The sequence below is a fragment of the Lactobacillus sp. CA30L genome, from assembly GCF_059900845.1.
Genome location: NZ_JBWXGB010000010.1, coordinates 1 through 17,875, shown reverse-complemented (window position 1 = coordinate 17,875; position 17,875 = coordinate 1). Strand labels below are relative to the sequence as shown.

Sequence of the window (17,875 nt, the reverse complement as noted above, 5' to 3'; positions counted from 1 at the left end):
GCCCATTGCTTTTTAATGATTCTTTTCATGCGTAGCTTCATTTGCATGTCTTTTACCAAAAAGAGCGCCATTAAAACTTGCTAAAGCTGGCCAGTCTTTCTGGAGTCATGTCCCGGATAATCGCAACGGCCAAATCAACGGACGCCTTGAAGTCATGGTAGGCGCTGAAGCAGTACGGTGAATGCTCATAGCGGACCGGGATGCCAATCACGATGGTCGGTGCCCCGTTCTCGTAGTAAATCGCAGCACCGTCCTGACCGCCACCGGTCCGAACGGAGCGCGTGTATGGAATGTGGTTTTTATCGGCTAATGCGCAAGCATACTCCTGGAACTTGGGGTTCGGCAAGAAGGTCGTGTCCATGTCGCGCAGCATTGGACCGCGCTTTAAGCCGGTCTGGGAGAGCCAGTCCGGCGTGAACGTGTCATCGGCGGGACAAGACTCGAGGACAATGGCCAGGTCGGGCTTAACCGCACGGGCAGTAACATAGGCGCCACGCAGGCCCACTTCTTCCTGGCTGGAGAGTGCACCGACAACGTTAAGATTAGTCTCCTCGCCCTGCAGGTTGTCCAAGACATCGACCATGGCAGCAGCACCGAAGCGGTCGTCAAAGTCCTTGCCGAAGAACAGACCGGACTTGTCGTTATATTCGCACTTAACGTCCACAAAAATCGGACAGCCTGTATCAATTCGGTAATCATTGATAGTTTCCGCGCGTGAAGTCGAACCAACATCGATCGACATGTCGGCAACATCGGGCACGTTGTTTTTTTCGGCCGCAGTCATGAAGTGTGGCGGCTTGGTGGCAACAACGCCCGGCACGTATTCACCGTCTCTGTTCCTAATCTTGACGCGCAGAGCCGGGATATTGTACTTGACCCACCCACCGAGCGGAACAAACTTGATCATCCCGTTGGGGCGCACCGCCTGCGTAATGAAGCCAACGGCGTCTGAGTGCGCATCGAGCTGAATCACCGGCCGGCCCGCCTTGTTTTCCTTCTTGGCAGCGTACACGTTGAGCATGCCATCAACGTTGACGTCGGCGATCTCCTTGACGTTTTCGATAAACATTTTAACGAATTCTTCCTCAAAGCCCGAGGTGGCATTTGCATCCGAGAATGCTTTGAGCATTTTGATTTCTTGTTCTTTTTCCATTGTAGTGACCTTTCGCTTGAATAATATCTCCCTTCATTGTAGCAAAAACTTTAAGACCTGCGTGCGCAATTTAAGCTTATTTTCAGCAAAATCGTCAGCGTGCCCGTTAAGGGGGCCGCTTGTGCCGCCGCAAGCGCCAAGTTTATCCGAAAATCGTCATACGCAGTACCTTTTTAGCAGAAAAATGATATAATCGAGATTATTAGGAATTTTGTGTTACTTAAAATGAAGGGTAGATAAATGCCGAAGAGCGACGATATTAACAGTATTATTGATCATAAATTGTTTACTGAAGAGGACATTCACGCGCTGTGCATTAAGCTGGGCAAGCAATTGACTGCTGACTATGCAGGCAAGAAGCCGTTAGTTGTTGGTGCCCTCAAAGGGGCCATCTTCTTTCTAACCGACCTGGTGCGGGAAATGGACGTCAAGGAAGAAATTGATTTTATAGATGTTTCCAGCTACGGCGACGGTTTTGAATCGTCCGGCGAAGTCAAACTCATCTCTGACCTTGCCAGCGACGTTAAGAACCGCGACGTTCTAATCGTTGAAGACATTGTTGACACTGGACTAACCTTGAAGTACATGAAGGACCTGCTCAAAAAGCGCGGTGCCCGCAGCGTGAAGTGCTGCGTTCTGCTCAACAAGGAGGCCAACCGCAACACCGACGTCGAGATTGAATACTACGGTTCAAAGGTGGGCAATGAATTTGTCGTCGGCTACGGGCTGGACTTCATGGGTTTCTACCGCAACCTCCGTTACATTGGCGTGGTCAAACCCGAAATAATCAAGCGTGCCAACAACAAGCAAGGATAAGCAAAAAAGGAATTACCTGGATGGTAATTCCTTTTTATTGTGTGCGGCCTTATTCCGTTTCCCGCTCTTCTTGCGGCTTAACAACAAACCAGCGCATGAACCCCTGCTCGGTACTGTCCAGCGTGAACCTGAACCCCTCCAGTTCCACCGACTCATTCTTTTTCAGGTCGGGGTAGTGCTCCATCATGTAGCCGCCAATCGTGATGATGTCGCTGTTCTGAAAGCTCTTGAGGTCCCGGTGGAAGTAGCGGGCAAAGTCGTAGAGCGTGGTCTTGCCCGAGACGCGAATGTTGCCACCTTCATCTTTGATGATGTAGTCGTCTGAAACATCGTCAATCTCGTCCTTAACCGTGCCAAAAAGCTCTTCGTAAATATCTTTATCGGTCACCATGCCGCTGGTACCGCCGTATTCATCCACCACCAAAACAATCGGCGTGTGCTTCTTGATCATCAGGTGCAATATATCCTGAATCTGCATCGACTCCGGTACCGTGATCATCGTGCGGATAATGCGCGTCACCGGAACGCTTGCATCAACCTGGCTTTGCTGAACAACGTCAAAAGCATAGATGTAGCCGACGATATCGTCCTTGTTATTGTCACGGACAACCGGCAGGCGGCTGGAACCCTCATCAAGGTACATCTTCAGGGCCTGCCTGATTGTGTCGGTTGCATTGATGACAATCAGCCTGGTCCGGTCGGTCATGATGTCCTTGGCTACCTTGTCGTTGAGCTCAAAGGCGCGCTTCATGTAGGTCAGGTCGTTTTGATCGAGTGCGCCGCCGTGCACCGCTTTGCGGGAGAGTTTAATGATTTCGGACTGCGAGTATACCTGGTTTTCTTCTTCCGCGGGTTCGAAGCCCAGTAAAGAGAGCAGGCCGCTCGAGCTCGTATTAAGCAGCCAAACAAATGGGTATACCAGGGTATGAAAAAGCTGCAGCGGCGTGACCATTTTCAGTAGCATTTTAACCGGCATGTCAATTGCAATATTCTTGGGCACTATCTCGGTCACTACCACTTCCAGGTAGGTCAACATGATTACGCCCAAAACAGCACTGACGGACCTAAGCAGTGCATGATTCAGCTGCATCAAATGCAGGACCCGCTCAAAGAGCGCCGCAAAGGTATCCGCTGAAAACCAGCCCAGGACAACGCCGACCAGCGTCGTACCAACCTGGGTGGTCGACAGATACTCGTTGAGGTTGCGTGCCATATGCAGTGCGCACTTGACCTTGCGCCGGTTGCCCGTGTTGTTGTTCAGCATGTCCTCAAGCTGGCTGGGCCGCGTCTGCACCAGGGCAAATTCTGCGGCCACAAAGAAGGCCGCGAAAACAAAAATTACCAAAGTTGCTATTAAATTAGTAACTATTTGGGGAGTACTCAAATTTATATCACCTTTAAAAAAATCAATTTACTCTATCCTAGCATTGTCTACGCTCCGTGGTCCGGCAAGCATGTCTATTTAACCAATTTATAAATTTTTTCGAACGGCAGCCGCCCCGGAATATATTTCGGATTATTGACCTCGGCGGCCTTGTCTGGATAACCCAAGCCGATTGCCATACCCACAAGCTCATCTTCGGGAATATGTCCGTATTCGCGGACCAGTTCCGGATATGACACCATCGAGTGTGCCGGCATGACCGCTAACCCTTCGTCAATTGCCAAAAGCATGATGCTCTGCGAAAAGATTCCCAAGTCGTAGACCGACCAAGCCGGTGAAGACTGTGGAATCGTCAGAAATACAATGTCCGGCGCATTAAACATGGAGTTATTTGCGGTGGTAAACAATTCCATCTTGTTATAGAAAAAATAAGGCTGAAACGCGCCTACCGCAGCCATATTCTGACTAGGATAAGGGTCCCAGTTGAGCGCTAGCATTGTCGCGAAGTCCTCGTGGGGCTTAATCTTATTGTCGATCTTCTGTTTTACGGCATTTTTCAGGCTGCTGAGGGCCTTGCCTGTTACCATGTACGCCTTCCAGGGCTGCGAATTGAGCAGGGACGGAGATTGCTGAGCTCGTTTGATAATCTCGGCCAGAAGTTTTTCGTTAACTTTGCGGCTGGTAAACTTGCGGGTCACACGTTCATGTCTGTATACGTCATTAAATTCCATTCTTCAAATTCTCATATTCAAAACTGTGTATAAGAAGATACTATACACCACAAAAATGATTTTTAAAAATATGCGCTCTACTTTCGGGCCAAAAGTTCAGCGTCCGGAGCAAATGTGCTACAAAAAAGCGCTGCCTTGCCCCTCTTACTAATAATATAATGGATAAACCCAAACATTGCAAAATAAGCGGTCAGATGACCATTTTCTCTGTCTGTGCACCCAAATAGCTGTAATAAAAAAGTTTAATTAGCAAGCTAATCAAACCTTAAATTCAAACTTTATACTGCCGGCGCAATTCACGCTCCTGGTCGCGCTTCTTGATCGTCTCGCGCTTATCATACTTCTTCTTGCCCAGGCCTACGCCAATCAAAACCTTGGCAAAGCCGTGCTTGAGGTAAACCCTGAGAGGAACAAGCGCAATTCCCCGTTCTGCCTGCTGCTTAGCCAGCCGCAAAATTTCCCGTTTGTGCAGCAGGAGGCGGCGCTGGCGCAGCGGTTCGTGGTTATAGCGGTTGCCCTGCTTATATTCGCTGATATGCACATTTTCCAAAAAAGCAGAACCGTTAATAATCTGCACGTAGCCGTCCCGCAAGTTGATGCGGCGAGCACGGACAGACTTAATCTCAGTACCGGTCAACGCGATGCCGGCCTCAAAAGTTTCCTTGATAAAGTAATCATGGTGGGCTTTTTTATTTTGAGCAACTAAGTTTTCGTTCTTTTCTTTCTTCACTTTTCTACCCTAATGCTTGTATCTGCTAATGTGCGGGTGGTTGCCGTTGTGGCGGAATTTGCCGTTATTGCCGCCATTGCCGCCGCGTCGACCGTGATCATTGTGAAAGCCGCGGTTGCCGCGCCTGCGGTTGCCTGCAGCACGATTGTTGTGCGGATTTTTAGGAGCGTTGGGGTCGTAGACCTCAAAGTCCAGCTGGTGCTGCTCGACGTTTGCATTCGTCAGCGTCACCTTAATCGGCATCCCCACGCGGTACTGCTTGTGCGTGCCCCGACCGGTCAGGGTCATATTCTTTTCGTTAAAGCTATAGAAGTCATCGGTCAAATTTGAGATGTGGATGAGTCCTTCCACCGTGTTCGGCAGCTGGATAAACATCCCAAAACTGAGCACCGACGAAACGATTGCATCAAAGTGCTGGCCGACCTGGTCTTCCATGTATTCCGTCATCTTCAGGTCGTTCACCTCGCGCTCGGTGTCAACCGAAACGCGTTCCTGCGTTGAAGTCTGATCGGCAACGTCAGGCAGGTAGCTCTTGAAGTGGTCCTGCACCTCTTTGCCCGTGCCCTCAGCACTGTATGCATGAATCATCCGGTGCACCATCAAATCGGAATAACGCCTGATGGGCGAGGTGAAGTGCGTATAAAACTTGGCGGCTAACCCAAAGTGGCCGAGCGGCTCTTCCGAGTAGTGCGCCTGCTTCAGACTCCGCAGCATCATCATCTGCACGACGGCTTCCTCGGGCGTGCCCGTTGTCTTAGCCACCACCTTTTGCAGGTCCGCAGGCTTAACGTGGTTGGGGTCAGCCGTTATATGCAGTCCGAAGGCACTGCAAAATTCAAAGAAGCTCTTGATACGCTCGCCGTCCGGCGTCTCGTGCACCCGGTAAAGAAACGGCACGTGCTTCCGGTAAAAGTCCTCCGCTACCGTCTCGTTAGCCATCAGCATGAAGGATTCGATCATCTTCTCGGCCGTTCCCCGGTCATGCAGAACGATGTCGGTCGGCTTGCCCTTGTCATCAACAATAATCTTTGCTTCCGGCTCCTCAAAGTCGATTGCCCCACGGTGGTGCCGCTGCTGGTAAAGGGCATTGTGCAATTCCGCCATATCTTGTAGCATTGGTGCTAGCTTGACGTACTTGTCCGCCAAGTGTTCATGGTTGTTCGGATCGAGGACCTTGTTGACATTATTGTAGGTCATCCGGCCTTGCGAACGCATCACCGAAGGGTGAATACGGTAGTTTACTCGCTCGCCTGCCGGCGTGATCTCCATGTCGCACGACAAAACCAACCGGTCCTCGCCCTCATTGAGCGAGCAGATGCCATTAGAAAGCCTGAACGGCAGCATCGGAATCACCCGGTCAACCAGGTAGGTACTGTTGCCGCGGGTAAAGGCCTCTTGGTCGAGTGGCGTCTTTTCCTTGACGTAGTGCGCAACGTCGGCAATATGCACACCGAGGTGAAAGTTGCCGTTGGGCAATTTCCACAAAACAACCGCATCATCGAAGTCCTTGGAGTCGTCGCCGTCAATCGTCACGGCCGGCTGGTCCCTGATGTCCTCGCGGTCTGCCATTTCCTTTTCCGTCACGTGGTCGGGAATGGCGTTGGCCTGTGCCAGCGCGTCCTCATCCCACTCTGTACGCACGTCATGGCTCGAAACAATGGCCATGACGTCAACGCCGGGCATATTCTTATTGCCAATCACGCTTGTAACGACCCCAGTCAGTGAATCGGGGTTGTTTTTGGTTGGATATTCCTTAATGGAAACCTTGGCAATATCGCCTTTTTGCGGCCGCAAACCATCCTGGCCGACGTACACGCGGTAGTCAGCCAGCTTCTTGTTCGTGCTTACAACGTAGCCGATAAAGTGGCTGATTTTGACCTGGGCGTCCGTCAGTGGGTGAAATTCGCCCACCACAGCGGTAACGCCGCGTTCAAGGATCTTTTCAATCTGGCCTTCAGGACCCTTGCCGTTCCAAGTGTTGCCCCCAGCCGTAATCTTGACCTGCACCTGGTCGCCATCCAGTGCGCACGCGGTCGCCTCCTTAGCGATGAAGACATCGTCTGCCTCCTCGTCATCATCAAGCTTAACAAAGCCGAAGCCCTTGCTGTTGGACTTAAATGAACCGGTGACCACAGTGTTTTCCTGGGCCAGTTGGTAACGACCGTTGCCGTCGGTAATAATCTGCTTTTTCTGTTCCAAAAAAGACAGTGCCTTGACCATATCGGAAAAATTGCCGAGGCAGTCGCGCCGCAACAGCCGGTCAATTTCTTCTACTTGATACTGTTTCTTGGGGTGATGGCGAAAGATTTCTAAAACACTAGCTAAAATATGCTCATTTTGTGCCATGCACTTAATCTCCGTTCCTTAAAAATAAAAAATCCCCCCATCGCTTGATCGGGAGGAACCAACGCTTATTTTGAAGACAAATAAGCTAATACAATTGCAAAAGCGAAAAAGAGAACCAGCAGGACCGCCGTCACCTTTTCCATAAATGCCTCAAAACCGCGTTTTTTTGTTTGACCACTAAACACTGCTCCGCCGGATAGGGCATTCAATGCATCTTGCTGTTTTTGCGGCTGCATCATCGTTGCAACAACGATTAAAATTGAAACAATAATTAGTAGCGTCATAAATAAGTTATACAATACGCTGCCTCCAATATTTAAATACGATTACTGATAAATTCTAGCACAAAATGTAATTTAATTCGAGTTTTATTTTTCTAGTTCAGGCGCGTCGGTCCTAAAATCCTTCTGCGTGCTCTTATTGTGATTCTTATGCCACAAGGACGTCTTGTTCTTGGCGTAAAGATTCTTTAGCGCCGCAGCACTATTGTAGTCATAATCGTGCGGATCGACCTTCTTAAACCACTTCGGCTTGTAAAAGCGCAGGAGGTTGCCCGCAATCACCCGGTCAGACAAGGAGAGCTGCGTGGTGACCTTGTTCGACAGGCCAACCAGCCGCGCCTCCAGCTTTTTAGGGGGATCAACAATCTCCTGGCCGGACCGAACATCGTAGTAGGTGCTGCCCACCTTGGCGTATTGCGGCGTAATGAAGTCGCCATTGCGCTGCGCCACCAGCTGCGGGGCGTCTTTGCTCAGCAGGTCGTGACCAAACTGAATCGTTTTCCGGCTATTAATTCCGAGCAGGTTGAGCAAGGTTGGCAGCACGTCAATTTCGCCGCCGTACGTCTTCTTAACGCCCCCCTTTAGTCCCTTCATGTGGAACATCAGGGGAACCCGCTGAAACTTCAGGTTATCAAAATCAGTGAACTCGTCCTGTCCGAGCAGCTGGGCGCTTGCCTTGTGGTGGTTGCCGGAAATCCCGTAGTGGTCGCCGTAAAGGACAAGCAGCGTGTTTTTAGCAAGACCGGTCTTCTTCATCCAGGCGAGAAGCTGACCGATTGCTTGGTCGAGGTAGCGTGCAGTCTGGACGTAGCCGTCGACCGTCTCATCGCCGGTATCCGTTCGCTCGATTGATTGGTTGGGCTTGTCCAGGTCATAGGGGTAGTGGTTGGTTACCGTGATCAGCTTCAGGTAGAACGGCTGCGGCAGGCGCTCGATGTACTTGATCGACTGGGAAAAGAAAATCTTGTCCTTGAGACCGTAGCCGATGTAGTACTTGGGCTTGTTCACATAGTAGGACAGCGGCATGAAGTACTGGTAGCCGAACTGCTTGTAGGCATTGTTGCGGTTCCAGAAGGACCCGGCCCCGCCGTGCATTACCGCCGTAGTATAACCGCCCTGCTGGTGCAGAATTGCCGGGGCGCTTTCGAACGTATTCGACGTCCCGTAACTGGACATCGCTGATCCGGACTGGAGGCCGTACAGTGAATTTTCCAGCATCATCTCGGCATCCGAGGTCTTGCCCTGGCCCACCTGGTTGTAAAAGTTGGCAAAACTCAGGGTGCTTTTAGAATGAAAGAGCTTGTTCAAATTGGGCGTCACCGCCTTGCCCTTCCACTTGTAGCCAATCAAAAACTGCTGAAAGCTTTCCAGGTGAATGACCATGACGTTCTTGCCCTTGGCCACGCCCGTGTACTGCGGGTTCGGCTTAACGTAGTTGAACTTCAAATACTTTTTAACCGATCCCAGGTCGGACACGTTGGCTTTGGCCATCTGCTCGCTGGTCTGGGCCGTTTTGAAGCCGTCATAGACCGCATACTCATTGATGCCGAGGTACTTCACGATATAGCTGTTGTCAAAGGTCCTGGTCAACAGACCGGGACGGTCCGCCTGCGCCATCATCAGGTTGACCCCAATCAAGGCGGCCGCCAGTCCCTCTACGAGCACGGTAAACCGCGGCTTTAAAGGCCGCAAGTCGTATCGAATCACCCGTGCGCACATCAAGCCGAAAACAACCGCAACGTCTAGAAAGGCTAAAAAATCGCTGGCACGGGTAATGCCCACAATGCTTTTGCCCAAATTATCGGCAGTTGATCCCGACGTCTTGATGATCGAGAGCGACAAAAAATTAGAAAACTCGCGGTAATACAAAATATTGGAAAACAGCCACAGGGTGAGCACCAGGTCAATTGTGATAATAATCCAGTACGACTTGCGCCCCTTAAAGAAGAGGCCGAGCCCAAGCAGCAAGATTCCCGCCGGCAGCGGGTTGACCAGCAGCAGAAAGTTCTGCATCGAGCCTTCCGCACCCAGGTTAAACTTGGTTATGTATATCAGGTATGTCTTTAACCAAAATAATATTAGAACAAAGGTAAAAAAACCAAGTTTGGTCTTAGTCAACCACTGCATAAAATACTTGGTGCGTGTCATCCCATTCTCCTCTCACTAAGCTAATATATTACCCTTAACTGGACCAAAGCCTAGTGATTTTAGCAAAAATTAATTATTTTTGGAGCTAAAAATTTGGGGCGGTTTGACCATCCAGCCGAAAATGCCCAGGATCATGCCCAGGAAATAGGTCACAAAGCGCCATAAAAACATGCCCAAAACCAGGCTTCCCCGGGTGGAAATAAAAGTCGCGAAGAGCGTTTGAAAGCTGTACTCGGCACCGCCTGACGCGCCCGGAAGCGGCACAATTGACATGAACATGATGATCATCACGTTCATCTGCGTGACGCTCGCCCAGTCGGCCGCAACGTTCAGCGTCACTAGAATCGCATAGGGAATGGAATAGAAGCACAGTAGCTGCAGCACCGTCAGGAGGCCGCTCAGTGCCAACTTCTTTTTCTCCCGCTTGAGCTTTTGACTCTCCCCGTAAAAAGTATCAATCTTCGCCACCGTATTTTTGCGCCACTTCTCCACCCGGTTCGGACTAATCACCCGGGCCAGCCGGTCCATCAGCCGGTTGGCCGTCTTCTTCGTCCAATCGTGGGCAAACAAGACCGCCAGCAAAAAAACGATCGAGCTGACGTGGATTGCGAAGCCGCACGCAATGAAAAAGGCCAGCCCGGCAAATTTGGCTGCCACCATGTGAAAGCCGGTAACGATTGTCACCACGTAGGCAAAAAAAACGACGACCTGGTAAATGATGAACTTCATTAACAGAATGGACGTCGCGCGTCCACCTTCGATACCCATCTGCACCATGGCGGCCAACTGTGACGGCTGACCACCGGTCGACATCGGCGTGATCGCATTGAAGAGGGCCTGAATCAGCGGGATGCGCAAAAAAGCCCACCTCGACCGGTGTGGCTCGGTTTTGCGCTGGGCGAGGACCGCTATGATGCTGGCTTCGAAGACGTACGATAAAAGCATCAAGAGCATGGTCACGATTAAGACAGCCACATTGATGTTGCGGGCGGCCCCAACCAATTGCCTAACCGGCGTCTTTTTCAGGTCAAGGTACAAAACGCCGCAGCTGATTGCCAAAACAACCAGAACGCCCCAGAAATGTTTTTTATTCATCAGCGTATTTGTCCTAAATTGCGCCCGATTTCATACTGTTCGTGGTAAAAGTCACTCCAAATCAGGGCCAAGTTGTCTTCTGAATACTTTTCACTCGCCTGCCGAGATAAGTCCCTGAACTTATGCAAAAGCACAGGGTCACCGGCCGCCTGACGCAGCCGTGCGTTCATTTCCGCAAAATCGCTGCCCTTCATGTAGTACCCGCTAATAATTGCCTCATACAGGTCAAGGTCGCGGAGCAGCACCGGCGTACCACAGCTGAAGGCCTCGAGAACGGACATGGGAAAAAGCTCATCAAAAGATGGAAGCACGAAGAGGTCGGCAACGTTGAGGTAATCAACCAGCCGGCTGCGGTCGATGATTCCCGTGAACTGCAGGTTTTGTGGCGGGTTATCGACTAGTTCCTTGAAGTGGTCGTAGCCGTCGGTAATTTTGCCGAACGAAAAGCCACCCGCCCAGATGAACTGCATGTCCGGATTGGCCCTCGCCATTTTGGCAAAGTCGTCCACACCCTTGCGGGCCTGCACCTGACCGTCGCCAAAGACAACAAACTTATCCAGCGGAATGCCCAACTGGTGCCGAAACGCATTTTTTTGTTCCTGGCACTCGGGGTAAAATTCATCCCTGGCCACAAAGTTGGGAATGTACCTCACGTTTTTGCGCTTGATGCCATACTTGACAAGCTTATCGATGAAGATTGGGTTAACAACAACAATCTGGTCCATGCGCTTATAGAAGTCGACGACGTAGCGGTAAAAGATCTTCTTGGCGCCTTTTGGGAGTTTAACCGAACCCTCCAGCGTTTCCGGCAAAAAGTGGACGTAGCCGATTTTGCGGCCGCGCGCCGGTGAGAAGCTATTGGCAAAGTAAGTCGGGTTGATCGTATGATAATGGGTCAAATCGCTCACACCGTACTTGTTGTTGGTTACGTAAAATTCGTCAACCAGGTGCGTCCTGAGCAGGGTGATTAGTTCCTGGTAGGCCGATCCTACGCCCTGGCCCTTGACTGATGTAGCTTGTGAGAACATGTTGATCCTAATCATTTGTTTCCTCTTTAGAACTTTCTTGGTAATTCGCAATTACTTCTTCGTAAAACCGGTGCACTTCGCTGCCAAAACGCCGTGCGGAAATCTGGTCCAGCTTCGCCGTCAGCTTATCTTCGGGAATGGCCTGGCGTCCCTGCCGCAGGTAGAACAAAATCTGATCGCGCATTTCACTGGGGCGGGTAAAGACCGTGCCCAAAGACGCATCATTAAAGACGCCCTCCGTGTAGTCCGTGTCGTAAACGACACACCTGGTACCAGCAGCCAGTGCCTCGATGTAAGTCAGCCCTTGTGTTTCGGTGTCGCTGGCGGAAACAAACAGGTCAGCCATCTGGTAAAACGAGCCCACATCACTATGCGGAACGTCCCCGGTGAAAATCACGTTGTCCTCGAGCGTCAGCCGCTCCACCTGCTCCTGCAAGACTTCGACGCCGGGACCGTCCCCGGCAATTACCAGCTGTACGTAGGGGAACTCATCGACAATTTCCGGCATGACGTTCAAAATGCGGTTGATCTTCTTCTCTTCGGCAATCCGACTGAGGGTCAATAAAACCGGGGCATCCGGTGATATGCCGAGTTCGCTGCGAACATCGTGCGTTGCGGGCTTTTTAAGGCTGGCAACGTCCACACCGGTCGGAATAACCTTCATTGGAATTATCACCTTGTAGCGCCTTAATAACGCCTGTACGCGCGTGCTTGGAGCAATGACGCCGTCCATATTTTTAAGAAAAACACTCGTAAACTGCTTCACGTGGTACGGGCGGAGCAAGTGTCCGTTTAAGACGTAATGCAGGTAATCCTCATACATCGTATGGTACGTGTGGATTGCGGGGATTTTTAGCTGGTGCGCAACATACTTGCCCATCATCCCGAGCGCAAACTCGGTCTGCGTGTGAACGACGTCCAGCTTGACCTCGCGCGCAATTTTGGTCGCTTCAAAGAAGCCTCTAAAGGCTACGCGCCGGTCGGTAAAGGAGATGAAGGGCACGCTGCTGAAGCGGAAGACGTTGGCCTCAACCATCCCCTTCTCAAGGTGCGGGTCGGTCGTCGTGAATATAAAAACGTTGTGCCCCTGCTCTTCGAGCGCCTCCTTCAGCGTCTTAACCGATGACGCCACACCACTCAGCTGGGGAAAATATGTATCGGTAAAAATACCAATATTCATGTAGACACCTCCATCTAAAAATATTATAAAGATTTGGTCCTGCTTGTGCAATTTTTGGAAAGAAAAACCTGCTTTTTATAACAAAAAAGCAGCTCCTGCTTGGAGCTGCTAACTGATAGCGGTGATCGGGGTCGAACCGATACGTCCTAAACGGACACCAGATTTTGAGTCTGGCGCGTCTGCCAATTCCGCCACACCGCCATAATATCTTGTTAAGAATAGTTCAATGAGTGAACCACCTAAGGCGGGGATCGGATTTGAACCGACGATTAAGGTTTTGCAGACCTCTGCCTTACCACTTGGCTACACCGCCATCGAATAATATTTTATTAATAGATTGGGATAGCTGGATTCGAACCAGCGCATAATAGAGTCAAAGTCTAGTGCCTTACCGCTTGGCTATATCCCAATGCTAGGGCGGAATATGGGATTCGAACCCATGTATGCCGGATCCACAAACCGGTGTGTTAACCCCTTCACCAATTCCGCCATGAAGGTAAACAGGGATAGTAGGAATTGAACCCACACTAGCGGTTTTGGAGACCGATGTACTACCTTTATACTATATCCCTATTATGGAGGAGGGTGGATTCGAACCGCCGAACTCAGAGAGAGCGGTTTTACAGACCGCCGCGTTTAGCCACTTCGCTACTCCTCCAGGCTGATGGCGCGGGACGGAATCGAACCGCCGACACAAGGAGCTTCAATCCTTTGCTCTACCGACTGAGCTACCGAGCCATCTTACGGTCCATATCGGATTTGAACCGATGATCTCCTCCGTGACAGGGAGGCGAGATAAACCACTGCTCCAATGGACCATATTGCGGGAGGTGGATTTGAACCACCGGCCTTCGGGTTATGAGCCCGACGAGCTACCAGACTGCTCCATCCCGCGCTAATATTAAAGGAGGATGTGGGATTTGAACCCACGCACGGCAGAACCGTCTAACGGTTTTCAAAACCGTCCCCTTAAGCCACTTGGGTAATCCTCCAAAATGTAAATATACCAATAACGGTAATGACCCGTACGGGATTTGAACCCATGTTACCGCCGTGAAAGGGCGATGTCTTAACCACTTGACCAACGGGTCATATTGCTGCTACATTGACAACACGCTTAATTATAATACCTAATTCACCCGTAAAAGTCAACAACTTTTTCGCGCTTGATAAATTTATTCGTGCGTGCATACTCAATCACAACGCTATTCATAATACAGGATTACAAGCCAACTTGCAAGTCCTTTAAATAAAAAAAGCCAATTTATCTTCATTAAGTAGCACCAAACAGCACCCGCTGCTGGCCACCATAACACTTCTCCCCCGCACCATTTAGCAATTGCCGCTTAGCGGCAAAGTCAGGCAACTTTGACACACTCATTTAGCAATGATTTTTAACTTACTAACATGGTGCCCGGCATTTTGGATGCATTTTGCTTGGTTCTAGTTATAGAAGCGATTTGTCAGATAATCCTAATTATATGCATTGTGAGCCAATCTTAACGACTTGCCATCAATATTGACCGCATCGTCACAAATGCTGTTGGCTTCACCAGCAGTCTTGTCTGTGCTGATTTTACCCACGCCATCAGCTGCTGCCTTGTCAATATTAGCCTTGATTGTAGCCTTCTCACTGTCTGCGAACTTGCTGCCGTCCTTGTGCTTGACTTCGTCTTCATCGACTCTGTTCTTAGCGCTCGCAGCCGCGTCCTGGATAACAGCTTTGGCAATATTCTGCTCCGCCTTTAGCTTCGCAGCTTCAAACTCAGCCATCGAGTTGCTATCAGAAACTTTTTGGCTAAACGTGCCCGTTAACACTAGAAGTAATTGCCTCTGAACCGTAACTACCTTGAAGTTTACTAATGGCTTCTTGCCATTCCTTTTCCAGTTCCTTGTTGACCTGATCAATTGTAACAATAGCAGTGGCATATGCCTGCATAGTTTATTTCTATTACTTTAATTTAGTTGTAGAATAGAGGCCACGGTCCACATTATTGGTTATATATATTTAGCTATAACATCTGATATAAAGTCATTATCATCATTCGCCAGATGCATTCAATTGATCTTGAATGGTAATGATTTTAAACAAATCCTAACAGCACCAAACAATTTGCTTGCTTGATACCCAACCAAATATTATAAATTTTTTCTTGCGACAGTAGTGGCAAGAGCACGTAAAAGTGCTCTATAAGAAATCCTGTTGATAGATATCTTAGTCTAGCTTCTATGGTATGCTACCAGCAGGATTTTTTGGGCACAATAAAAGAGGCCCTCAGCCTCTTGCCATATATCTTTTGACACTACTCTTCAGATCTATTTAGGAGTTTACTTATGACCTCTCACCTTGATTATATTAAATTTTAGCTCAACATTAAAGACCCTAACCTGAAAATTAACCAGGTGGTCCTGGAAACAATTAATAACGTTGAACCTAATGTGGTTTATTGCACTCTAAAGCTCTTTGCTTGTCCTTATTGTCACTCGCCTCACGTCTGTCACAATGGTCACGCCCGCGTTAAGATCAGATACTTAAGCAGCGCTGCCAGCCAGCCCGTGCTGCTTAAACTAGCTAAAGAGCGCATTATCTGCCAGGATTGTGGGCAAAACGCCATGCCCAAACTGACCTGGTTGACAAGCATTGTGCTATTGCCAATCCCGTTAAGCGCAAAATCTTAACCAGCCTGCGCAACGACTGGTCTATGACCTCGATTGCACATTTTGCCAACGTTTCCGTCAATACCGTCCAGCGCGTGCTGGATCAGTACGCCAGTCCCTTTCATGATGACGACACTTGGCTGCCCGGACACCTGGCCTTTGATGAATTTCGGGGCGTGGGGCGCAAGCTGCACTCCATTGCCCTAGACGGCACTACTCATCAGGTGGTCAAGATCCTGCCAACACGCTATAAGCAGGCCATCATGACCTACTTCAGACATTACCCCGAGCTTGTACGCCGCCGCGTCAAAACGGTTTCCATGGACCTCAACTACTATTATGCGGGCATGGCCAAGGAACTTTTCCCGAATGCTCGGGTGATTCTGGACCGCTTCCACGTCGTCCAGATGCTCAACCGCTCATTTAACGCCTGCCGCATTCAGATTATGAAGCAGTATCCCAGGCTAGTCGCAATTATCGCCTGCTCAAATATTTCTGAAGACTCTATCTCAAGCCCTTTGACCAGCTAGAAAAATTAGGCTGGCAGATGAGGACTACGCGCAAAACTTTCAAGGACAATCTATCTAACCTGCTTAACGCAGCCAAGTACAAAGAATCTAGCGGCTGCCTAGAAGGGGTCAACCGCTAGATCAAACAGATTGAACGCACTGCATACGGCTACCGCAGCTTCAGTCACCTGATGCTCGATCAAAAATATTATCAAACTCTATCAACAGGATGTTTGCCAAAGAGACAAAAAAGCCTTCAATCGTGACAATTGAAGGCTTTTATAAACGGAGACTGAGAGATTTGAACTCTCGCACCGGAATAACCCGATCTACACCCTTAGCAGGGGCGCCTCTTCAGCCACTTGAGTAAGTCTCCATAATGGGCCTAAATGGACTTGAACCATCGACCTCACGCTTATCAGGCGTGCGCTCTAACCAGCTGAGCTATAGGCCCCAAAAAGCGGGTAACGAGAATCGGACTCGCGACTAAAGCTTGGAAGGCTTTCGTTTTACCACTAAACCATACCCGCACAAAATTATTTTGTTAATGGCGCGGGACGGAATCGAACCGCCGACACAAGGAGCTTCAATCCTTTGCTCTACCGACTGAGCTACCGAGCCATCTTACGGTCCATATCGGATTTGAACCGATGATCTCCTCCGTGACAGGGAGGCGAGATAAACCACTGCTCCAATGGACCATATTGCGGGAGGTGGATTTGAACCACCGGCCTTCGGGTTATGAGCCCGACGAGCTACCAGACTGCTCCATCCCGCGATGTTAATATAAAAGTACAAAACCCATCAAATGGACCTTGTAGGACTCGAACCTACGACAGGACGGTTATGAGCCGTCTGCTCTAACCAACTGAGCTAAAGGTCCAAGCTCTAGCAAATAGCGGCGGGGGGGATCGAACCCTCGACCTCCCGGGTATGAACCGGACGCTCTAGCCAGCTGAGCTACACCGCCAATAAAGTAACCACAAAAAGATTACTAATCGGGAAGACAGGATTCGAACCTGCGACCCCCTGGTCCCAAACCAGGTGCTCTACCAAACTGAGCCACTTCCCGTTATATGCACCCTGAAGGATTTGAACCTTCAACCTTCTGATTCGTAGTCAGACACTCTATCCAGTTGCGCTAAGGGTGCGTCATTAAGTGCCGAGGACCGGAGTCGAACCGGTACGGTTGAAACCAACCGCGGGATTTTAAGTCCCGTGCGTCTGCCAATTCCGCCACCCCGGCAAGTAATGAAAGCGGAAGACGGGATTCGAACCCGCGACCCCCACCATGGCAAGGTGATGTTCTACCACTGAACTACTTCCGCATAAATATGTAATGCCGATTATACGATTTGAACGTACGACCCCCTGTTTACAAGACAGATGCTCTACCAACTGAGCTAAATCGGCATAATGTAAATATGGTACAATACTGGCGAATACGGGTGGTGGGACTTGAACCCACACGTCCGAGAACACTAGAACCTAAATCTAGCGCGTCTGCCAATTCCGCCACACCCGCAAAATGGGGCCATGAGTCGTGACGGGCTTGAACCGTCGACCCTCTGATTAAAAGTCAGATGCTCTACCGACTGAGCTAACGACTCGGTATGGAGGATACAGGGCTCGAACCTGTGACCTCCTGCTTGTAAGGCAGATGCTCTCCCAGCTGAGCTAATCCTCCATAAAGCACGGCAGCGTCCTACCCTCGCAGGCAGTCTCCCACCAACTACTCTCGGCGTGAAGAAGCTTAACTACTGTGTTCGACATGGTTACAGGTGTTTCCTTCTTGCTCTTGCCACCGTACTTTTCT

At 50.0% G+C, this 17,875-nt stretch carries 15 protein-coding genes, 27 tRNA genes and 1 rRNA gene; 3 read left to right on the top strand and 40 right to left on the bottom strand.

Annotated elements, in window-relative coordinates:
* Nucleotides 1-70: 70 nt before the first annotated feature.
* A complete protein-coding gene (locus AC2JF8_RS08895) occupies nucleotides 71-1,153 on the bottom strand; it encodes a M42 family metallopeptidase (RefSeq protein ID WP_500762747.1) in 1,083 nt (360 codons plus the stop codon).
* A gap of 240 nt (nucleotides 1,154-1,393) precedes the next feature.
* On the opposite strand from AC2JF8_RS08895, the gene hpt reads away from it, so the two are divergent.
* Entirely contained in the window at nucleotides 1,394-1,969 is a 576-nt protein-coding gene (hpt, locus tag AC2JF8_RS08890) for a hypoxanthine phosphoribosyltransferase (RefSeq protein WP_500729639.1), read from the top strand.
* Nucleotides 1,970-2,018: 49 nt separating this feature from the next.
* Here the strand turns inward: hpt and AC2JF8_RS08885 are convergent, their stop codons facing one another.
* From AC2JF8_RS08885 to AC2JF8_RS08780, 22 genes are all read right to left on the bottom strand, one after another.
* Complete coding sequence (locus AC2JF8_RS08885; RefSeq protein WP_500729638.1) at nucleotides 2,019-3,353, bottom strand: hemolysin family protein; 1,335 nt, start codon at nucleotides 3,351-3,353, stop codon at nucleotides 2,019-2,021.
* A gap of 74 nt (nucleotides 3,354-3,427) precedes the next feature.
* Nucleotides 3,428-4,084, bottom strand: coding sequence for a nitroreductase (locus AC2JF8_RS08880; protein WP_500762746.1), 657 nt, complete (start codon nucleotides 4,082-4,084; stop codon nucleotides 3,428-3,430).
* 271 nt (nucleotides 4,085-4,355) lie between these two features.
* The gene (gene smpB / locus AC2JF8_RS08875; protein WP_500729636.1) at nucleotides 4,356-4,814 is read right to left on the bottom strand and encodes an SsrA-binding protein SmpB; all 459 of its coding nucleotides are present in this window, start codon (nucleotides 4,812-4,814) and stop codon (nucleotides 4,356-4,358) included.
* A gap of 9 nt (nucleotides 4,815-4,823) precedes the next feature.
* Complete coding sequence (rnr, locus tag AC2JF8_RS08870) at nucleotides 4,824-7,160, bottom strand: ribonuclease R (protein WP_500762745.1); 2,337 nt, start codon at nucleotides 7,158-7,160, stop codon at nucleotides 4,824-4,826.
* Between the two features lie 65 nt (nucleotides 7,161-7,225).
* A complete protein-coding gene (secG, locus tag AC2JF8_RS08865) occupies nucleotides 7,226-7,459 on the bottom strand; it encodes a preprotein translocase subunit SecG (RefSeq protein WP_500729634.1) in 234 nt (77 codons plus the stop codon).
* A gap of 69 nt (nucleotides 7,460-7,528) precedes the next feature.
* Nucleotides 7,529-9,589, bottom strand: coding sequence for an LTA synthase family protein (locus AC2JF8_RS08860; RefSeq protein WP_500762744.1), 2,061 nt, complete (start codon nucleotides 9,587-9,589; stop codon nucleotides 7,529-7,531).
* Nucleotides 9,590-9,658: 69 nt separating this feature from the next.
* Nucleotides 9,659-10,684, bottom strand: coding sequence for a lysylphosphatidylglycerol synthase transmembrane domain-containing protein (locus AC2JF8_RS08855; RefSeq protein WP_500762743.1), 1,026 nt, complete (start codon nucleotides 10,682-10,684; stop codon nucleotides 9,659-9,661).
* On the bottom strand, nucleotides 10,684-11,727 hold the full coding sequence (locus tag AC2JF8_RS08850; RefSeq protein ID WP_500762742.1) for a glycosyltransferase family 4 protein: 1,044 nt from the start codon (nucleotides 11,725-11,727) through the stop codon (nucleotides 10,684-10,686). Before AC2JF8_RS08850 ends, AC2JF8_RS08855 begins: the two co-directional genes overlap by 1 nt.
* Nucleotides 11,720-12,892, bottom strand: coding sequence for a glycosyltransferase family 4 protein (locus AC2JF8_RS08845; protein WP_500762741.1), 1,173 nt, complete (start codon nucleotides 12,890-12,892; stop codon nucleotides 11,720-11,722). The genes AC2JF8_RS08850 and AC2JF8_RS08845 overlap by 8 nt, the downstream gene beginning before the upstream one ends.
* Before the next feature lie 116 nt (nucleotides 12,893-13,008).
* Nucleotides 13,009-13,093 (bottom strand) — tRNA-Leu (locus AC2JF8_RS08840).
* A gap of 41 nt (nucleotides 13,094-13,134) precedes the next feature.
* Nucleotides 13,135-13,205, bottom strand: a tRNA-Cys gene (locus AC2JF8_RS08835).
* 24 nt (nucleotides 13,206-13,229) lie between these two features.
* A tRNA-Gln gene (locus tag AC2JF8_RS08830) sits at nucleotides 13,230-13,301 on the bottom strand.
* Between the two features lie 7 nt (nucleotides 13,302-13,308).
* Nucleotides 13,309-13,381, bottom strand: a tRNA-His gene (locus AC2JF8_RS08825).
* A 12-nt stretch (nucleotides 13,382-13,393) separates the two neighbouring features.
* Nucleotides 13,394-13,464 (bottom strand) — tRNA-Trp (locus AC2JF8_RS08820).
* A 4-nt stretch (nucleotides 13,465-13,468) separates the two neighbouring features.
* Nucleotides 13,469-13,550 (bottom strand) — tRNA-Tyr (locus AC2JF8_RS08815).
* A 7-nt stretch (nucleotides 13,551-13,557) separates the two neighbouring features.
* A tRNA-Phe gene (locus tag AC2JF8_RS08810) sits at nucleotides 13,558-13,630 on the bottom strand.
* A gap of 6 nt (nucleotides 13,631-13,636) precedes the next feature.
* A tRNA-Asp gene (locus tag AC2JF8_RS08805) sits at nucleotides 13,637-13,710 on the bottom strand.
* 3 nt (nucleotides 13,711-13,713) lie between these two features.
* A tRNA-Met gene (locus AC2JF8_RS08800) sits at nucleotides 13,714-13,787 on the bottom strand.
* Nucleotides 13,788-13,797: 10 nt separating this feature from the next.
* Nucleotides 13,798-13,884, bottom strand: a tRNA-Ser gene (locus tag AC2JF8_RS08795).
* Nucleotides 13,885-13,911: 27 nt separating this feature from the next.
* A tRNA-Glu gene (locus tag AC2JF8_RS08790) sits at nucleotides 13,912-13,983 on the bottom strand.
* Nucleotides 13,984-14,365: 382 nt separating this feature from the next.
* Nucleotides 14,366-14,665, bottom strand: a complete 300-nt coding sequence (locus AC2JF8_RS08785) for a hypothetical protein (RefSeq protein ID WP_500762740.1) — start codon at nucleotides 14,663-14,665, stop codon at nucleotides 14,366-14,368.
* 25 nt (nucleotides 14,666-14,690) lie between these two features.
* The gene (locus tag AC2JF8_RS08780) at nucleotides 14,691-14,831 is read right to left on the bottom strand and encodes a hypothetical protein (RefSeq protein ID WP_500729628.1); all 141 of its coding nucleotides are present in this window, start codon (nucleotides 14,829-14,831) and stop codon (nucleotides 14,691-14,693) included.
* 464 nt (nucleotides 14,832-15,295) lie between these two features.
* Between AC2JF8_RS08780 and AC2JF8_RS08775 the strand changes: the two genes are divergently transcribed.
* Together AC2JF8_RS08775 and AC2JF8_RS08770 are read left to right on the top strand one after the other, a co-directional pair.
* Nucleotides 15,296-15,571, top strand: coding sequence for a transposase family protein (locus AC2JF8_RS08775; protein ID WP_500762739.1), 276 nt, complete (start codon nucleotides 15,296-15,298; stop codon nucleotides 15,569-15,571).
* Entirely contained in the window at nucleotides 15,490-16,080 is a 591-nt protein-coding gene (locus AC2JF8_RS08770) for a transposase (protein ID WP_500762738.1), read from the top strand. The genes AC2JF8_RS08775 and AC2JF8_RS08770 overlap by 82 nt, the downstream gene beginning before the upstream one ends.
* Nucleotides 16,081-16,345: 265 nt before the next feature.
* Here AC2JF8_RS08770 and AC2JF8_RS08765 read toward each other — a convergent pair.
* From AC2JF8_RS08765 to rrf, 17 genes are all read right to left on the bottom strand, one after another.
* Nucleotides 16,346-16,435, bottom strand: a tRNA-Ser gene (locus AC2JF8_RS08765).
* 4 nt (nucleotides 16,436-16,439) lie between these two features.
* Nucleotides 16,440-16,513, bottom strand: a tRNA-Ile gene (locus tag AC2JF8_RS08760).
* 5 nt (nucleotides 16,514-16,518) lie between these two features.
* Nucleotides 16,519-16,589: transfer RNA gene (locus tag AC2JF8_RS08755), tRNA-Gly, on the bottom strand.
* A gap of 18 nt (nucleotides 16,590-16,607) precedes the next feature.
* Nucleotides 16,608-16,680, bottom strand: a tRNA-Phe gene (locus AC2JF8_RS08750).
* A 6-nt stretch (nucleotides 16,681-16,686) separates the two neighbouring features.
* Nucleotides 16,687-16,760, bottom strand: a tRNA-Asp gene (locus tag AC2JF8_RS08745).
* A 3-nt stretch (nucleotides 16,761-16,763) separates the two neighbouring features.
* Nucleotides 16,764-16,837 (bottom strand) — tRNA-Met (locus AC2JF8_RS08740).
* Nucleotides 16,838-16,868: 31 nt separating this feature from the next.
* Nucleotides 16,869-16,942: transfer RNA gene (locus AC2JF8_RS08735), tRNA-Ile, on the bottom strand.
* 13 nt (nucleotides 16,943-16,955) lie between these two features.
* Nucleotides 16,956-17,029: transfer RNA gene (locus tag AC2JF8_RS08730), tRNA-Met, on the bottom strand.
* A 28-nt stretch (nucleotides 17,030-17,057) separates the two neighbouring features.
* Nucleotides 17,058-17,131 (bottom strand) — tRNA-Pro (locus AC2JF8_RS08725).
* A gap of 5 nt (nucleotides 17,132-17,136) precedes the next feature.
* Nucleotides 17,137-17,210 (bottom strand) — tRNA-Arg (locus AC2JF8_RS08720).
* Between the two features lie 9 nt (nucleotides 17,211-17,219).
* Nucleotides 17,220-17,305 (bottom strand) — tRNA-Leu (locus AC2JF8_RS08715).
* A gap of 10 nt (nucleotides 17,306-17,315) precedes the next feature.
* Nucleotides 17,316-17,387: transfer RNA gene (locus AC2JF8_RS08710), tRNA-Gly, on the bottom strand.
* A 12-nt stretch (nucleotides 17,388-17,399) separates the two neighbouring features.
* Nucleotides 17,400-17,472: transfer RNA gene (locus tag AC2JF8_RS08705), tRNA-Thr, on the bottom strand.
* Between the two features lie 30 nt (nucleotides 17,473-17,502).
* Nucleotides 17,503-17,584: transfer RNA gene (locus tag AC2JF8_RS08700), tRNA-Leu, on the bottom strand.
* 12 nt (nucleotides 17,585-17,596) lie between these two features.
* Nucleotides 17,597-17,669, bottom strand: a tRNA-Lys gene (locus AC2JF8_RS08695).
* Nucleotides 17,670-17,673: 4 nt separating this feature from the next.
* Nucleotides 17,674-17,746, bottom strand: a tRNA-Val gene (locus AC2JF8_RS08690).
* A gap of 5 nt (nucleotides 17,747-17,751) precedes the next feature.
* Nucleotides 17,752-17,868 (bottom strand): 5S ribosomal RNA (rrf, locus tag AC2JF8_RS08685).
* Nucleotides 17,869-17,875 lie beyond the last annotated feature (7 nt).

Coding starts and splice junctions, on each gene's coding strand:
- AC2JF8_RS08895 (WP_500762747.1), bottom strand. CDS start 1,153: ATGGAAAAAGAACAAGAAATCAAAATGCTCAAAGCATTCTCGGATGCA.
- hpt (WP_500729639.1), top strand. CDS start 1,394: ATGCCGAAGAGCGACGATATTAACAGTATTATTGATCATAAATTGTTT.
- AC2JF8_RS08880 (WP_500762746.1), bottom strand. CDS start 4,084: ATGGAATTTAATGACGTATACAGACATGAACGTGTGACCCGCAAGTTT.
- rnr (WP_500762745.1), bottom strand. CDS start 7,160: ATGGCACAAAATGAGCATATTTTAGCTAGTGTTTTAGAAATCTTTCGC.
- AC2JF8_RS08860 (WP_500762744.1), bottom strand. CDS start 9,589: ATGACACGCACCAAGTATTTTATGCAGTGGTTGACTAAGACCAAACTT.
- AC2JF8_RS08855 (WP_500762743.1), bottom strand. CDS start 10,684: ATGAATAAAAAACATTTCTGGGGCGTTCTGGTTGTTTTGGCAATCAGC.
- AC2JF8_RS08850 (WP_500762742.1), bottom strand. CDS start 11,727: ATGATTAGGATCAACATGTTCTCACAAGCTACATCAGTCAAGGGCCAG.
- AC2JF8_RS08845 (WP_500762741.1), bottom strand. CDS start 12,892: ATGAATATTGGTATTTTTACCGATACATATTTTCCCCAGCTGAGTGGT.
- AC2JF8_RS08785 (WP_500762740.1), bottom strand. CDS start 14,665: ATGGCTGAGTTTGAAGCTGCGAAGCTAAAGGCGGAGCAGAATATTGCC.
- AC2JF8_RS08780 (WP_500729628.1), bottom strand. CDS start 14,831: ATGCAGGCATATGCCACTGCTATTGTTACAATTGATCAGGTCAACAAG.